Origin of the sequence: Hymenobacter psychrophilus, assembly GCF_900107135.1 — a bacterium.
Taxonomy (GTDB): domain Bacteria; phylum Bacteroidota; class Bacteroidia; order Cytophagales; family Hymenobacteraceae; genus Hymenobacter; species Hymenobacter psychrophilus.
In genome coordinates this window covers 1-14,667 of the sequence record NZ_FNOV01000023.1, presented here as the reverse complement: position 1 = coordinate 14,667, position 14,667 = coordinate 1, and the positions used below count along the sequence as shown (strand labels likewise).

Below are 14,667 nucleotides of genomic sequence, written 5' to 3'. Positions count from 1 at the left end.
CCAGGGCCTGGTACCCAGGAAAAGCCCGCGCGTTCATCCCGTCGGGGGGCACAAGGCCCAGGGGGTAGTGGCGCTGCAGGTCAAGGTAAATCGGCCAGTAATCGCGCTGGGCGTTGAAAAAGTGCGTCATGGGCAGGATGGAGACAGGGCGGAGGCGCAGCAGCTAACCTGCCCGTGGCAACGCAAGGGGTACAATGTTCAGGTAAGTATACCCTCCTTTCCGTGAACCGCTAAACTAAACGCCTCGCAAGTTGCACCAAAGATTGGAACAGCCATTTGGTGCCTATGCCGAGTTTACGAAACTCGTCTACCAATCAAAGTTTACGAAATGCCGTTAGCAGATGAGTTTCGTAAACTCCCCTGTATGAAGATTGGCTACGCCCGCGTCTCCACCCGCGACCAGAATTTAGAGCTCCAGCTCGACGCCCTGACCCAGGCCGGCTGCGAGCTTATCTACCAGGAAAAAGCCTCCGGTGCGCTGGCCGCCCGGGTCGAACTCGACAAGCTTTTGTTGCAGGTGCGCCCGGGCGACACGATCTACATTTACAAGCTCGACCGGCTGGGTCGCTCGCTTAAGCACCTGCTCGACTTGGTCGCGGACCTGCAGCGCCGCGACATCGGCTTGATTTCCCTGACCGACGCCATCAACACGTCGTCAGCCCAAGGCCGGCTCGTACTCAACCTGTTTGCCTCGCTCGCCGAGTTCGAGCGCGAGCTGATTCGTGAGCGCACCCTGGCCGGGCTGGCTGCGGCCCGTGCCCGGGGCCGCGTCGGTGGGCGCAAGCCCGGCCTTTCGGTGGAAGCCCAGCGCACGGCCCGCGCCGCCGAGCTGCTCTACAAGGCCCGCGAGTTGAGCGTCGACGACATGGCCCGCAGCCTGCGTATCTGCAAAGCTACCTTTTACAAGTACCTGCACCACCGCGGCGTAGCGTTACATGCCCAACCTTTGCCCAGTCCCGTGACCACCGTCGCCCCGTGAACAAAGCGCCGAGGCCAAGCATGCGGAGAATAGTGGGTATATTCACCGCAGATTATGCGGAGAATAGCGTCTTATATCCATCAACGTCCGGACTGGCCGGCCTTTACCTGGGACCCGGCGGTCCTAGAGGCGCTGCTGGGCACCGTACGTCACCAGCAGGGGCGGCTGCTGGGCCGGCTCGAGGCCTTGGGTGTGGACCTGCGGGCCGAAGCCACGCTGCGTACGCTCACGCTCGACGTGCTCAAGTCGAGCGAAATCGAGGGCGAACTGCTGCCCCCGGCCTCGGTGCGCTCCTCCATCGCCTGGCGCCTGGGGCTCGAACAGGCCGCGCTGCCCCCCGCCGACCGCCGGGTGGAGGGCGTGGTGGCCATGCTGCTCGACGCCACCCAGCAGGCCGCCGCGCCGCTGACCGCGAACCGCCTGTTCGGCTGGCACGCGGCCTTGTTTCCCACAGGCTACAGCGGGCTGTACCCGCTGCAGGTGGGCGCGTGGCGCACCGGGCCCATACAGGTCGTGTCCGGGCCGCTGGGCCGTGAGCGCGTGCATTACGAGGCGCCCGCCGCCACGGAGCTCGACGCGCAGATGCAGCACTTCCTGGCCTGGTTCAACGCCGACCAGGGCCTGGACCCCGTGCTCAAAGCGGGGCTGGCGCACTTCTGGTTTGTGACGATTCACCCCTTCGACGACGGCAACGGCCGCATCGCCCGGGCCATCGCCGATTTGCAGCTGGCCCGCGCCGACGGCACGGGCCAGCGCTGCTACAGCATGTCGGCGCAAATCCAGGCCGAGCGCCAAGCGTATTATGACCTGCTCGAAACCAGCCAGCGCGGGCCCTTGGACGTGACGCCCTGGCTGGACTGGTTCTTAGGCTGCCTGGGCCGGGCCCTGCAAGCCGCCGAGCAAACGCTGGGGCAAGTGCTGGCCAAGGCCCGCTTCTGGGAGCAGCACCGGGACGCGGCGTTCACGGTCCGGCAGCGGCAGCTGCTCACGCGGCTGCTCGACGGCTTCGAGGGCAAGTTCACCACGGCCAAGTGGGCGCGCATGGCCCACTGCTCACAGGATACGGCCGGCCGCGACATCGCCGACCTGGTGTCCCAGGGCGTGCTGGTGCACGAAGGCGCCGGTGGGCGCAGCACCAGCTATCGCTTGGCGCCCGAACCCGACGCCCGATAAGTAACCTGCCGACGGGGTAAGCGCAAAAGGGCTCACAAAAGGCTCACAGCACCGATACACCGAGCCCTAAACCGCGCTCCCTGGCTTCCAAGTACAGATTTTGCGGTAAATCAATGGGTTCACAATGGGCTCACGGCATTGCGAAATCACTTATCCAGAAAGTCCATTTGGTGAAAAGAGCCTTCGCATTTACTCTGCCATCAGCTAACATTGCCCTTTTCAGCAGTCCATTTTAGCATCTCTCGCACTGGGAGACGACAGGTGATTATGTGTCACCTTCACAGAACCCCTTTCCACTTTAAAGAACCTCTATAAGGGCGCATTGAAGTAGGGCGCACAAAAACAATGTACCGAGTGGCAGGGGCCGTTTGTGGCGTAGAATAAACCGCCAATCCCACGTCATACCCACCGGATTGGAAATAGTGCCATTCCGCGCCTTGCTCGGTGCGCCGCCCCACGTGCGTCATGTGGGACGCCGCGACCTGTGCTTTGATGGCATCAAAGGTCTTCCGATTGGACGTCGCGTAGGTGAGCGAGGCAACATTGCGATGGCCACGGCTTTCATAGACCACCTCAGCCAGCCATCGCTGGTTGGGGTCCTGAAAAGTCCAGCAGGTAGAGAAGGTGGAATCGTTCAGCGTCTCCGTTTTTTCAAATTGCCAACCCCGGTCCATCACCAGGTATTCCTCATCATCCCCGGAAGGTTTGCTGCGCAGCCAAAACAACTGGTCCAGCGTGAGCGCCTGCGCTTCTTCAGGGGAAGCATAGACTTTTACGGGCTCCCCGATGAAAACAAACATCAGCAGCCAGCCTGCGCACAGGGCCAGCCCATCGGTCAGCACCAGCATGGCCAGCGCACCTGCCCTTACCCACCGCCGCTGCCACAACTGCCCCACCAGCAGTGCCCCGACCCAGGCCAGCAGTAGCAGGGCCAGCGCGGCCCCAGCCCCGGCCAAGTTAAATTGCTGGCTACCGGGACGATGGAGCAGCAGGCACAGAAAGGCGCCCAGCAGCAGGCCAGCCAGCAGCAGGTGAGCTATTAGGAGCAGGATAAGGTGGGAACGGTTGGACATAAGCACAATATCATACTCTAAACAGCATGTCTACCCATTCACGAAGACGGTGATTTAAACAGCTCCCATCTGGGATAAGGTACAATAAGGGCCCGTTATTGTACCCTATCCCAGATGGGAGCAGCCGGTATTGTCCTCCCTGCACTCCCACTCAATCTCAGCATATGGGCATTCTAACGCTGCTCACTGCTGTTATAAGCCAAGACCAGCTGGCATAGAACCAATCTAATAGAAGCCGTAGCGATACTGGGCCGTACCGGTCTTCTGCCCCTGCTTGTCATAGCTGGTGAGTTGATCCAACAGGCCATTCGGCAAATAGGTGTACTTGGTCAGCCGTACCAGTTCGTCGAAGACGTAGTGCTGGCTTTCCAGCAGCTGGCCCTGTTCGTTACGCTTGAAAATGCTCCGCCGGCCGTAGCCATCACTAGTGCTCACCCCGCCGCTTGCGTCGTAGGTCTGGGTGAACTGAGGTAGTGTGAGCCCTTTGGTATGCCGGGCCAGATCGTCCTGCCACTGCGTTGGCTCGTCTTTTTTCAGAGGTCCGGCTTCCGGGTGGGCCGCTACGTAGTCGATAAACTCCTTGCGAAAATCGAGCTGGCCCATTTCCAGCACCTGCTTTCCGTTAAGCTTGATATAGTCGTAGGCTGCTTCACGCAGGCGGTAGTCGTTGAAGGTGAGCTTATCCTGACGCCATAGCTTTTCGCCGGGGCCCACGTAGTAGGTACGGCTGAGCTGCTTAACCTTCCCGGTGAGGTAGCTGCTGGTGGCCAGGTAGGTGGTGTCGCGCTGCTTCCATGTGCGGGAGCGTTCATAGGGTTCCCAGTCGCCACTCTGCTCATTCCACAGCGCCGCACTACCCGTGCCCGGCATCGGCGGATAATGGGTGCAGGAAGCGGGCAACCAGACTTGTCCCAGGCGGGTGGTGTCGGCCGGATCAGGGAGACGACTAAAGGAAGTCACGAGCCGCAACTCATCATCAGCCGCATAGTCCAAGTCCATGCGGCGGCCCAGGCGGCCATCCTGCGCCCAGTACTGGCGCACCACGCGGCCCTTGCCGTCGCACTCCTGAAAGGACGCTATTGTAAAGCCGGGCGTCACATCTCGCCGCCCCCGCTCATCGGTTTGCTGCTGCACCAGCACTGTCCGGACCTTGTGTCGGCGGTACTGCTCCTGCACCGGACGGGTATAGATCTGGCTGGTGGTTACGTCGTAGGAAGTAGGCACGAAATCCTGCGCCTGCGCCGCTGGGGTGCCAGCCAGCAGTGCCGCGGCACCAAGCACCTGCTGGGGGATACGCGCCAAAATCGGTAGCGCGCGCTTTTTTGTGGGGGGCGTAACCATCTGTCTTTTATAGAACACAGGAATTTTCAGGCCCCAAAGGTCGGGCACTTCGTCGAATTGGCCGCCGCCAGGCACTCCCGCTTTTCTTCCTTGACAGGGGCCGTAGGAAAAACCCTACGCAGCGGGTTAATTTTGAGCATGCCCCATTCCCCTTTACCGCGCCTGCTACTGGCCTTCTGTCTGTTGGCGAGCACCCTGCAGCCCCTGCTTGCCCAAGAAAGCAAGCAAGTATACACCTACGTAGAACAGATGCCGCAGCTTCCGGGCGCCGGGGGCACCGGGGCCGTGCAGGCCGCCATTCTGAAGAACTTCCGCTATCCGGCCGATGCGTCGCTGGCGCAGCTGCCGGGTAAATTATACCTGCAGTTTAACGTCACTCCCACTGGTCAGGTAGAGCAGGCTAAAGTAGTGAAGGGCCTCTCGCCCGGCATCGACGCGGCCGCTCTGGACGCGGTGCGCCGCCTGCCTCGTTTTATCCCCGGTAAGCAAAACGGCCAGGCCGTCACCGTTAGCTTTACCATTCCGCTGCAACTCGCGCTCAATGGCCCGGCCACGACGAATGCCGGCAGCCCGCACTCCAGCACAACGGTGGTAAAGAGCGCGAACGAGCCGGGGCCGAAAGTAGCCCAAAACAACGTATACACCTACGTAGAGCAGATGCCGCAGCTGCCCGGTGCCAGGGGCAACGACGCCGTCATGGCGGCCGTGCAAAAGAACCTGGTCCTGCCCGCCGATACTCCCGAAGGCCGGGTGTTTGCCAGCTTCACGGTCACGGCCACCGGCGAAGTGACGGATGTCAGCATCCAGAAGGGGCTCAGCCCCGCGACGGATGCGGCCGTGCTGGCCGCGGTCAGCAAGCTGCCGCAGTTCGAGCCCGGCAAACAGAACGGCCGGGCCGTAGCGGTGAAGTCTACCGTGGCGGTGAACGTCTACCGGCCCGACCATGTGTTCGAAGCGCGTGAGGTAGCTACGCGGGCCCGCTTCCCGGAGCCGGGACTGTTTGCCTATCTGCAGCGCAACCTGAAGGTGCCGGCGGTGGTCAGCACCGAAAAGCTCCAAGGGTGGGTAGGGGTTGACCTGGTGGTGCAGGCTTCGGGTAAAGTGAGCGCCGTCACGCTAACGAAAAAGGTGTGCGGGAGCTGCGATGCGGAAGTGCTGCGGCTGGTGCAAAGCTTTCCCGCCTGGGTGCCGGCCCGCGACCAGGGCGGGCGCGCCGTGGCCGCACGCCAGCACCTGGAAATACCCCTGCCGCTTCCCGACCCGGGCAGCCCCTTCACCACACCTGAAAACATCACCAGCCACGTGCAGCAACCGGCGAGCCTGCTTGACGGCACCCCCGTCCAGGAACTGGGTGCTTTGCTGACGGAGCGCATCAACTACCCGGAAACTGCCCGCCGCGAGCAGATCACGGGTACGGCTCAGCTCGAATTCCTGGTCGATGCCACCGGGATTGTACGCGAGCCCCGGCTGACGCAGTCCGTTTGCCGCAGCTGCGACCAGGCAATTCTGGACGCGCTAAAAGCGCTGGGTCCCTTTGTTCCGGCCCGCCAGGGCGAACAGGGAGCGGTACCGACAAAGCTGAGCGTGCGTGTTCCCTTTACGCCCACTGCCCGACCGGCCGGCGCCAAGTAACTTCTCCTTTCTGGTCCGCAGCAAGGGCAACTGCTTCTGGCCGGTTTACGGTATCACTTCCTACCACTTGTTTAGATGACGACCGTTCCGGCCTTCTCACTACTAGCTTCTTCAAGCCGTCGGCGCTTACTCGATACCGGTCTGCGCCTGCTGGAAGAGCAGGGGTTTGCCGCCGTATCCATGGCGGATATTGCCGCCGCCGCCGGCCAGCCGCTGGCGGAGCTATACCGGCATTTCGGCTCTAAAAACGACCTGGTAAGCGGCTTCTACCAGCGCGTACACGACGAGCTGGAAGGGCGCGTCTGCGACCTGCCCGCCGGAACGCTGGCCCTGCGTTTTCAGACGCTGGTGCGCTGGAAAATGGATCTGGTGGTACCCCAGCACCGCTTGCTCCGCTCTCAAATGGCGCATTTGCTCGATGCCGAAGACCCGATTGGGGTGCTCAGCCCCGAGACGGAAAGCATTCGGCTCCGCGGGCTGGCCCTGTTCGAGCTCGTGGTGCGGGGCGCTACCGATGTGCCCGCTGAAGCGCTCATTGCCTCCCTGGCCCAGACCCTGTATGCCGCACACTGGGGCGTACTGGGCCTGCGGCTGCTCGACCGCTCGGCCGAGGGACGCGCTACCGACGGGCTGCTGGAAATGCTCAGTGCCGGGCTGGCCTTATCCACGCCCCAGCTCTCGACTCTATTCGGGCCCTTGTTGCTGGGGCAGGTCGCCGCGGCGGTTGGCCAATTCCTGCAGGTGGCGCCAGCCGTCGACTTTGACGTGGCCCGGCGGGTGGCCAAGCTCCTTTTGCTGCACCGCAAAGTGCTGCCCACCGGCCCGGCTGACGAATCTGTCCTTGCCGATGAGCAAAGCATCGCGCTGCACCTGCCTAAGCTGCACTACTACATCCGCCAGGGCCTGCCCATCCACCTGATTCTGCCGGCCTTCCCGGCCAAGTCGCCCAATCCGCATAAAGTGCTCGGCAAGCTGCCCGACCTGGGCGAGGAGATAGCGCTCACGTTTCTGCAGAGCCTCTGCGACGCTATCGGGCAGGTGTATGCGCCCGGGGCTCGCATCAGCATCTGCGCGGACGGACGCGTATTTGCCGACCTCGTGCAGGTAAGTGACGCGGACGTATCGGCCTACAATGAGGTGCTCAAGCAGTTGATTGAGCAGCTGGGCACGCCGGCGCTGGACGTTATCAACCTGGAAGACTTGCTGGTCACGGACTCGTTCCACGCGGCCCGCACCTGGATTATGGACCAGTATGGCGAGCCGCTGGAGGCGCTCAAAGCCCGCGTGCGGGACACGGCGCACCATCGCGCCATGTTCAACGGGATTCACCGCTTCGTATCGGAAGACGGCCTGGCGCTGGCGCCCGAAAAAAGCAGGAGCCGGGTGAAAGAGGAAAGCAAGCAGGTAGCCTACGAAGTCATCCGCCGCAGTAATGCCTGGACGCGGCTGCTGGCCCAGGAGTTTCCGCACGCCGTGCGCTTGAGCATCCATCCCCAGCATCCGCAGTCCGACAAAATCGGTTTGCGCATGACCCGGGCCGTGGACGACTGGCTCACGCCCTGGCACGGCGTGGTACTGCTGCGCGACAACGACTACGTGCTGGTCAAGCGGCACCAGGCCGAGGAAGCGGGTGCCGTTTTGGTGGAGAAGCACGGGCAGCCCAGCCACTTTATGGCCGGCCCGAATTCTTAACCATTGCGGCAGAATACGTAACCTGAAAACTCGCCCCTACGCCCCATCTTTACTGGACGCATCCGACATTCGGATACCTGCCTTATCCCGCTATTTGCTATGCCCGCCTACACCCTTGAATCCCAGCTGCCCTTCGGCCTGCTCGTACGGGCCGATTTCCCCGGCCAGACCATCGCCGGCATTTCCGCCGCGCAGCTCACGGAGTGGGTACAGGCGCACCGCATCCTTATTTTTCGCGGGTTTGAGCTGTTCGACAAAACGCCGTTCGCGCTCTACGCCCAGCAGCTGGGCGAGCCGCTACAATGGCCGTTCGGCGCCATCAATGAACTGAAGGTGAAAGCCGATGCCAAGAATTACCTCTACACGCCCAGCGCCGTGCCCCTGCACTGGGACGGCGCCTTTATTGGCCGCATTCCCTACCTGATCTTCTTTCAGTGCGTGAAAGCACCCCGGGCCGAAGACCGCGGCGGCACCACGTTTGCCGATACGGGCCGGGCGCTGGCCCGCGCTACTGCCGCCCAGCGCGCCCGCTGGGCAAAGGCTACGCTACGCTACCGCACCGAGAAAATTGTGCACTACGGCGGCACGCTCACCCAGCGTCTGCTGCAGGCCCACCCGGTCACGGGCGAGCCCACCCTGCGTTTTGCCGAGCCCGTGCGCGACCTCAACCCCGTCAGTGTGGAGGTGCTCGGGGCCACGCCCGCCGAGCAGGCCGACTTGATTGCCGAGCTGCAGGCCGCCCTGTACGCGCCGGAGGTGTTCTACATCCACAGCTGGCAGGACAACGATATTGTGCTGGCCGATAACCACGTGCTGCTGCACGGCCGCGACGCGTTTCTTAATCCCAACGAGCGGCACATTCAGCGCATCAACCTGCTGGCCCGGCCGGCCCACGGCGGCTTGGCCCAGTTTCTCAAGAACAGCAAAACCCTGCGGCGCACCGAGTTTTTGATTGCCGAGATTCCGATTTTCCTCATCCCCATCTTCCTCAGTGCCGAGGACTTCCGCTTTCTGAAAACGCCGGTTCTCTACGTGGGCCTGGCCGGCATCTACCTGCTCTTCAACTTCGGCGACATGGTCAATGCCTACGCCGACCGCCGGGTGGACGCCGTCTACAAAAGCCACCTGTCTAACGCCATCTTCGAGTTGGGCGGCCCCGGCGTGCGCTGGCAGATGCGGGCCTCGGTAGCGGGTACGGTGCTCATCAGTATTTGGCTGACCCAGCACACCGGGCGCTGGCAGTTCGTGCCGCTTACCCTGATCGGCTGGGCGCTGGGCTTCCAGTATTCGTGGCGGCCCATCCACTTCAAGTCGCGCGGACTGTGGCAGCTGTCCGCCCTGTGGGCCGTCATTTTCTTCGGCCCCATGGCCTACACCGGCAGCCTGGTTACGCGCTTTCCCAAGCCGGCCGTGCTCACGCTGGCCGCCGCCTACGGCCTGCTGCAGGTGGGCGTGCTAATGCTCAACAACGCCGAAGACTACACCGAAGACCGCGCCGCCGGCCTGCACACGGCCATTGTGGCGCTGGGCCTGCACCGCAGCATGCGGGTCGCCCAGGCCCTGACGAGTGGCGCGGGCCTGCTGGTGCTGGGCAGCTTTGCGTATTTGTTCCGCGCCGAAAAGCTGCCCAAAGCGGCCTACGGGGCGTTGCTGCCGCTGGCCGGAGCCGTGGCCTATGTGGCCCAGGGCTACGAAACGGTGAACCGGAAAATCGCGGACCTCGACGAAGTCGCCGCTACGGCCGTGCTCAAGGAAAACGGCATGCGGGTACCGCAATGGCTCAAGGCCACGGCCTACACCAGCCTGCTGGCGGCGAGCGTGCTGTTTGCTGCCCGCGTACTGCGCCCCAAGCCGGCACTGGCCTGATTCGCCCGCTTGTCCAGCTTCCCTCCTCTGCCATCCTATCGCCCTGCGCCATGCCAGCTCCATCTACTACGCCAACCAGCACGGCCTCGGCAACGGCCGCTGAAGTCTATGACTGCGCCATTATCGGGGGGGGCGTGGCCGGCCTGACGCTGGCCGTGCAGCTGGCGCGGGCGGGGCGGCGCGTGGTGCTGTTCGAAAAGGAAACCTACCCGTTTCACCGCGTGTGCGGCGAGTATATCTCGATGGAGAACTACGCGTTTCTGTGCCGCATCGGCGTGCCGCTGGACCAGATGGATCTGCCAATCATGACGCGCTTTACCGTCTCCTCGCCCACGGGCGTGGCGCTGCACCATCCGCTCGATATCGGGGGCGTCGGCATCACCCGCTACGAGCTCGACCAATTGCTGGCCCGCCTGGCGGCCGAGCACGGGGCCACCATTCAGGAAGGCACCAAGGTAACGGACGTGGTTTTTGCCGATGAGCAGTTTACGCTCACCACCGCCGGCGGCGCCACGTATCGGGCGCGCACGGCCTGCGGGGCCTGGGGCAAGCATGCCAACCTGGACAGCAAGCTCCGCCGGCCGTTTCTGGAACCCAGTCGGCAGGGGCGCCAGTTTGTGGCCGTCAAGTACCATCTGCAGGTGGAGAACTTCCCCCAGGATCTGGTGGAGATGCATAATTTCCGCGATGGCTACTGCGGACTCTCACCCGTGCCCGGGGGCCTGACCAACTGCAGCTACATCAGCGACGTGCGTAACCTGCGCGCCCACGGCAACCGCGTGGCCGAAATGGAGCGCGGGGTGCTCATGCAAAATCCGCTGCTGCGCCCCTACCTGCAGCAGGCTCAGCGCGCCGGCACCGCCCCGATTGTCATCTCCCAGATTACGTTTCGGGAGCGTTCCACCGTCGATGCCCACGTGCTGATGCTCGGTGACGCGGCCGGCACCATCGCCCCGCTGGCCGGCAACGGCATGAGCATGGGCATGAGCGCCAGCTTCCTGCTACACGGGCTGCTGCTCGATTTTCTGGAGGGCCGCCTTTCCCGCGCCGAGCTGGAGCAGCACTACACCCGGGCCTGGCGCAGCTTGTTGAGCTTGCGCATCCGGGCCGGGCACCTCATCCATCAGTTCTTCGGGCGACCGGCCCTTACCACCCTGGCAATTCAGGCCCTCAAAGGCCTGCCGGGACTCACGACGCAGGTACTGAAGCTCACGCATGGGAAAAGCTATTAGTAGGTATTGAGGTCTGCTTCCACAGATTTAGTAGTCGAAGCCATCCTGCTAGCTCACTCACCGAGATTTAAGTACGATAACGGGCCCTTATCGTACCTAATCCCAAGGATGGTGGCGGCTTCAATCACTCTATTATGTCTCGCTCAACTAGACCAACTCAGTTTGGTTTACCATCGGTGCCTGGAGAGCTGGTACGCACTTGCCTCCGGAACTTGTCTTCTTTTGTGACGCTATTTGCCGATGCCAGATATACAGAAATTCATTCAGTCCGAAAAAGTGCGTATTCCAACCTGGAGCCTAAGTCGCCTTTACGTAATGGTCGCTACTACACTTGGCTTGCAGCTGTTGTCGCCGCCCGTTGCGCGAAGCCAGAACACCGTTCCTACTGGTAGTTCGAGTTTTTCCGATGTCGGGGCCATTGCGTATGATTCGGACGTTGACCGCCAGAAATTTTGTCTGTGTAATGCTGATAACATCGCGCAATACTACCAGGTCACCCCGGTCTACCGCGCGGGTCCGGAAGCGATGAAAGCTCAGTTGAGAAGTCTTATTGGGGAGTCGCGTGCGTTCGGTCCAGCCTCAGGTATTGTAACAGTTCGCTTTCTGATCAATTGCCACGGCGCGCCCGGCCGGTTCCGGGTCAGCCAAGTAGATGAGCACTACATGCCATGTACGTTCCCGCCTGCACTTGTCGCCCGAATAAAAGGCGCAGTACAGCAGTTACTCTATTGGAAGCCGGGCACCGCGCGAGGTAAGGCCTATGATAGCTACTATTTCCTCTCGTTTCGGCTCAAGCGAGGGACTATAACGCAAATATTCCCCCTGTGATGATTAAACGAATTAGTTGGCTGCTGCTCGCCGCTTTGCTCGCAACGGGGTATGCACAGCGTGCGAGGCTGCAGGTATGGGGAGCAGAAAAGCTGTTTGCACTGAAAAACTTCTGGCCGCAAGGTACCCGCCAATCGCAGACCTTACTCGACTACGCCATCTGGCTTAATCCCAGAGTAGGCAAGTACTATATGGAAAAGTCGGTGCCGTTTAACAAGCGGGGGGAGTACGCCGAGGGCATGTACTATCTGAATCAGGCGGTTGCGCTGCAACCGACCCAATTTCTGGGGTATAGGGGATGGCTCAAGCTTTACCTGCTGCATGATTACGAAGGGTCTTTGCAAGACTTAACGCAGCTGGATGCTCTGACGCCAGGCTTTGTAGATTACCCTTGGGGCGAAAATATCTACTTTCTTTTAGGCCTGAATCATTTGCAGCTGCGGCAATGGGAGCCGGCAGTTACATGTTTCACCAAGGCTGCCCATACGGAGCGAAAAGAGCATGGAGAAGCGTTTGTAAATCCTTTCAATTACCTGTACAAAGCTATTGCCCTCGACGAGCAAGGGCACTCTACATCCGGACTGCAAACCCTCGACAGTATGCAGCGGCTGCAGCCCAAGAGCAGTGAATTGTATTATTTCAAAGCGCTGATGTGCGCAAAACTGCAACAGCGAGCAGCGGCGGAGCTCTTTTTCCAGCGCTCGGACAGTTTGTATCGCAGGGGATACCGGTCCTGGAACTCGTACTACAGCTCCCCCTACCCGGTAGATTCCTTTATCATCGCTACTTCCCATAGGGAATTGCGCCGCCGTTAAGTGGTGGCCTTAACGTGCCAAGCTATTGGATACTTAGGCAGCGCCTCACCGCAATGGAAAAACGCCCCGTACCAGTCAGTTGTGGCAGCATATGCGTCCCGCCTTTTGGGTAGCGAAATCACCTGCAGATGCCCTTTTGGTAAACGCTTGGCATCCGGCCGGCACCAAGCGTTAGTGGGCCGTTGCTGGGTCGAGGAAATTCACAAAAATCATCTACGATTCAACGTTTAGGAAACTGGCCGGAGGGATGAGTTTCGTAAACTCTCCGTCGGTTGCTTTCCCTGGCCTGGTTAAACAGGATTTTAGGGGCAGTGGGGAAGTGCAAAAAGTCCTTCCTTCATCTAGTTTATGTCCCTTAACATGAACTGTGTTAAAAGTCAAGCGGTGGGAGCAAGTTTTGAGTTAAAATCGGCTTGGTAGGGCACGCCCGACTTGACGATGGCAAACGCTTGCTTGAGTAGCTTATTGCAGACGGCAATCAGGGCCAGCTTCTTGTTCTTGCCCTTGGCCACCAGACGGTCAAAAAGGGCGGCACAGGCCCCATTCATTTTCTTGGCCGAAAAGCTGCACATGAAGAGTTTACCGCGAATTAGTCCGCCGCCCATTTTAGTAATGCGCACCTTGCCGCGGATGCTGGTACCCGAGGTGTGTTCCCGGGGCGACAAACCGGCCATCGCAATGAGTTGGCGGTAGTTGTCCAAGTGCGTGAAGCCGCCGGCAAAGAGCAGTAGCATGCCCGCTGTCTTACGCCCAATGCCGGGAATGGAGCACAGCAGCGTCATTTGGTCCGCAAAGCGCTGTTCTAACAGGGTCAAGAGTTCGGCCTCGACCAGGGCCACTTGCTGCGTCAACGTTTTGAGCATCCGTTGCAGGCGCTTTAGCGCGAGCTTACTAATGACGGGTTGGCGTTGCAGCGCTTCCAAGGAATTGCTAACCATGGTTTTCTGCTTGAGTAGCTGCTCGTTCACCTGTTCGAGTTGGCGACATTCCACCAGCACCGTTTCGTCCGGCTGCCAAACCTTGACTGGCTGCTGCTGGCCGTAACGCAATAGCCATTGCGCATCTTTGCGGTCACTTTTGCCTTTACTCAGGTGCATCTGAATGAAGCGCTTAATGACCAGGGGATTCAGTACGGCGACCTCTCCACCCTGCTCGTGCAGGTAATAGGCCAGGGCCAGGTTGTAAGTACCGGTGGCTTCCATCACAAACCGGCACTGGGCCCCACAAGCCTTCACCAGTTGCTGAAAGCCCGTTTTAGTATTACTGACTTCCAGGTGTTTGACGAGCTCACCCACTTGATAACAAACAGCAAGTGTGGCTTTACTCACATCCAGGCCAACGACGGGTAAGCAAGAGGCGGTAACCATCATGGGAGTAGTGAAAAGGTGGAAAAAAGCACTACGAAGGACTTCTAGGGAGTCTTTTACTATCCTGATACAGGCTCGTGGCCTCATGGAACTGTCCAAAGTGGCCCTAGAAAAGAGAGGGGATTGTCATGTTAAACGAGCTCGGAGCCCCATAATAGAAGAATCTTATTCCTCCCTTTTCCTTCTCAGCAGCCCCAATTACGGGCCACAGGCAAACATAGGATAATCGGTGTTATCGGAGCGGTCTTGGAATCGGTGCGGTTTTGCCCCCCACATCCCTTGCCCTCGGATTGTGGTACTTTGGCGGAGAGCACCTCCATTAGGGGTAGCGCAAGAGTAGGAACAGAAATTCCCGTTAAGGCAGTTGAGCGAGCTGTTCTTCCAAGCTCGTCGGGTCGCGTAGCGGGCGCAGTTGCCCGGCGGCAATGCCCTCGGGCAAGGTAAAGTCGTAGCGGCCTAACATGTTGATGTGTTCGTGCAGCAAGGGCGAGAGCCGGGCCACATCACCCGGCTCCGGCGGTTCGGCCACGGCCTGGTGTTGTTCCAAGGCTTGTTGCAGATAGCGCGTATTCCACAGCACCAGGGCGTTGAGGACCAGGCCCAGCGCGCCCAACTGGTCTTCCATGCCCTCGCGGTAGCGCTGGCGCAATTCGCCTTTCTTGCCGTGGA

Annotated in this window: 11 protein-coding genes; 7 read left to right on the top strand and 4 right to left on the bottom strand. The window is 60.7% G+C overall.

Going from position 1 to position 14,667, the window contains the following annotated elements:
- Positions 1-364 precede the first annotated feature (364 nt).
- Together BLW21_RS20270 and BLW21_RS20265 are read left to right on the top strand one after the other, a co-directional pair.
- Entirely contained in the window at positions 365-979 is a 615-nt protein-coding gene (locus BLW21_RS20270) for a recombinase family protein (protein ID WP_092743832.1), read from the top strand.
- 54 nt (positions 980-1,033) lie between these two features.
- On the top strand, positions 1,034-2,152 hold the full coding sequence (locus BLW21_RS20265) for a Fic family protein (protein ID WP_092743830.1): 1,119 nt from the start codon (positions 1,034-1,036) through the stop codon (positions 2,150-2,152).
- 278 nt (positions 2,153-2,430) lie between these two features.
- Here the strand turns inward: BLW21_RS20265 and BLW21_RS20260 are convergent, their stop codons facing one another.
- Together BLW21_RS20260 and BLW21_RS20255 are read right to left on the bottom strand one after the other, a co-directional pair.
- Complete coding sequence (locus BLW21_RS20260) at positions 2,431-3,225, bottom strand: hypothetical protein (RefSeq protein WP_092743828.1); 795 nt, start codon at positions 3,223-3,225, stop codon at positions 2,431-2,433.
- Between the two features lie 225 nt (positions 3,226-3,450).
- Positions 3,451-4,527, bottom strand: a complete 1,077-nt coding sequence (locus BLW21_RS20255) for a hypothetical protein (protein ID WP_139255358.1) — start codon at positions 4,525-4,527, stop codon at positions 3,451-3,453.
- 177 nt (positions 4,528-4,704) lie between these two features.
- Here BLW21_RS20255 and BLW21_RS20250 point away from each other — a divergent pair, with 177 nt between their 5' ends.
- From BLW21_RS20250 to BLW21_RS20225, 5 genes are all read left to right on the top strand, one after another.
- Positions 4,705-6,198, top strand: coding sequence for a TonB family protein (locus BLW21_RS20250; protein ID WP_092743824.1), 1,494 nt, complete (start codon positions 4,705-4,707; stop codon positions 6,196-6,198).
- Positions 6,199-6,273: 75 nt separating this feature from the next.
- Positions 6,274-7,890 carry an L-tyrosine/L-tryptophan isonitrile synthase family protein gene (locus BLW21_RS20245; RefSeq protein ID WP_092743822.1) on the top strand — a complete coding sequence of 539 codons (1,617 nt, stop codon included), beginning with the start codon at positions 6,274-6,276 and terminating at the stop codon, positions 7,888-7,890.
- Between the two features lie 99 nt (positions 7,891-7,989).
- Complete coding sequence (locus BLW21_RS20240; protein ID WP_092743820.1) at positions 7,990-9,756, top strand: TauD/TfdA family dioxygenase; 1,767 nt, start codon at positions 7,990-7,992, stop codon at positions 9,754-9,756.
- Between the two features lie 50 nt (positions 9,757-9,806).
- Positions 9,807-10,988, top strand: a complete 1,182-nt coding sequence (locus tag BLW21_RS20235; RefSeq protein WP_175471071.1) for an NAD(P)/FAD-dependent oxidoreductase — start codon at positions 9,807-9,809, stop codon at positions 10,986-10,988.
- A gap of 827 nt (positions 10,989-11,815) precedes the next feature.
- Positions 11,816-12,631, top strand: a complete 816-nt coding sequence (locus BLW21_RS20225; protein WP_092743815.1) for a tetratricopeptide repeat protein — start codon at positions 11,816-11,818, stop codon at positions 12,629-12,631.
- Between the two features lie 377 nt (positions 12,632-13,008).
- Here BLW21_RS20225 and BLW21_RS20220 read toward each other — a convergent pair whose 3' ends face one another.
- A complete protein-coding gene (locus BLW21_RS20220) occupies positions 13,009-14,001 on the bottom strand; it encodes an IS110 family RNA-guided transposase (protein WP_175471070.1) in 993 nt (330 codons plus the stop codon).
- Positions 14,002-14,353: 352 nt separating this feature from the next.
- The coding region (locus BLW21_RS20215) for a Tn3 family transposase (RefSeq protein ID WP_139255356.1) at positions 14,354-14,667 on the bottom strand (314 nt) is incomplete at its 5' end.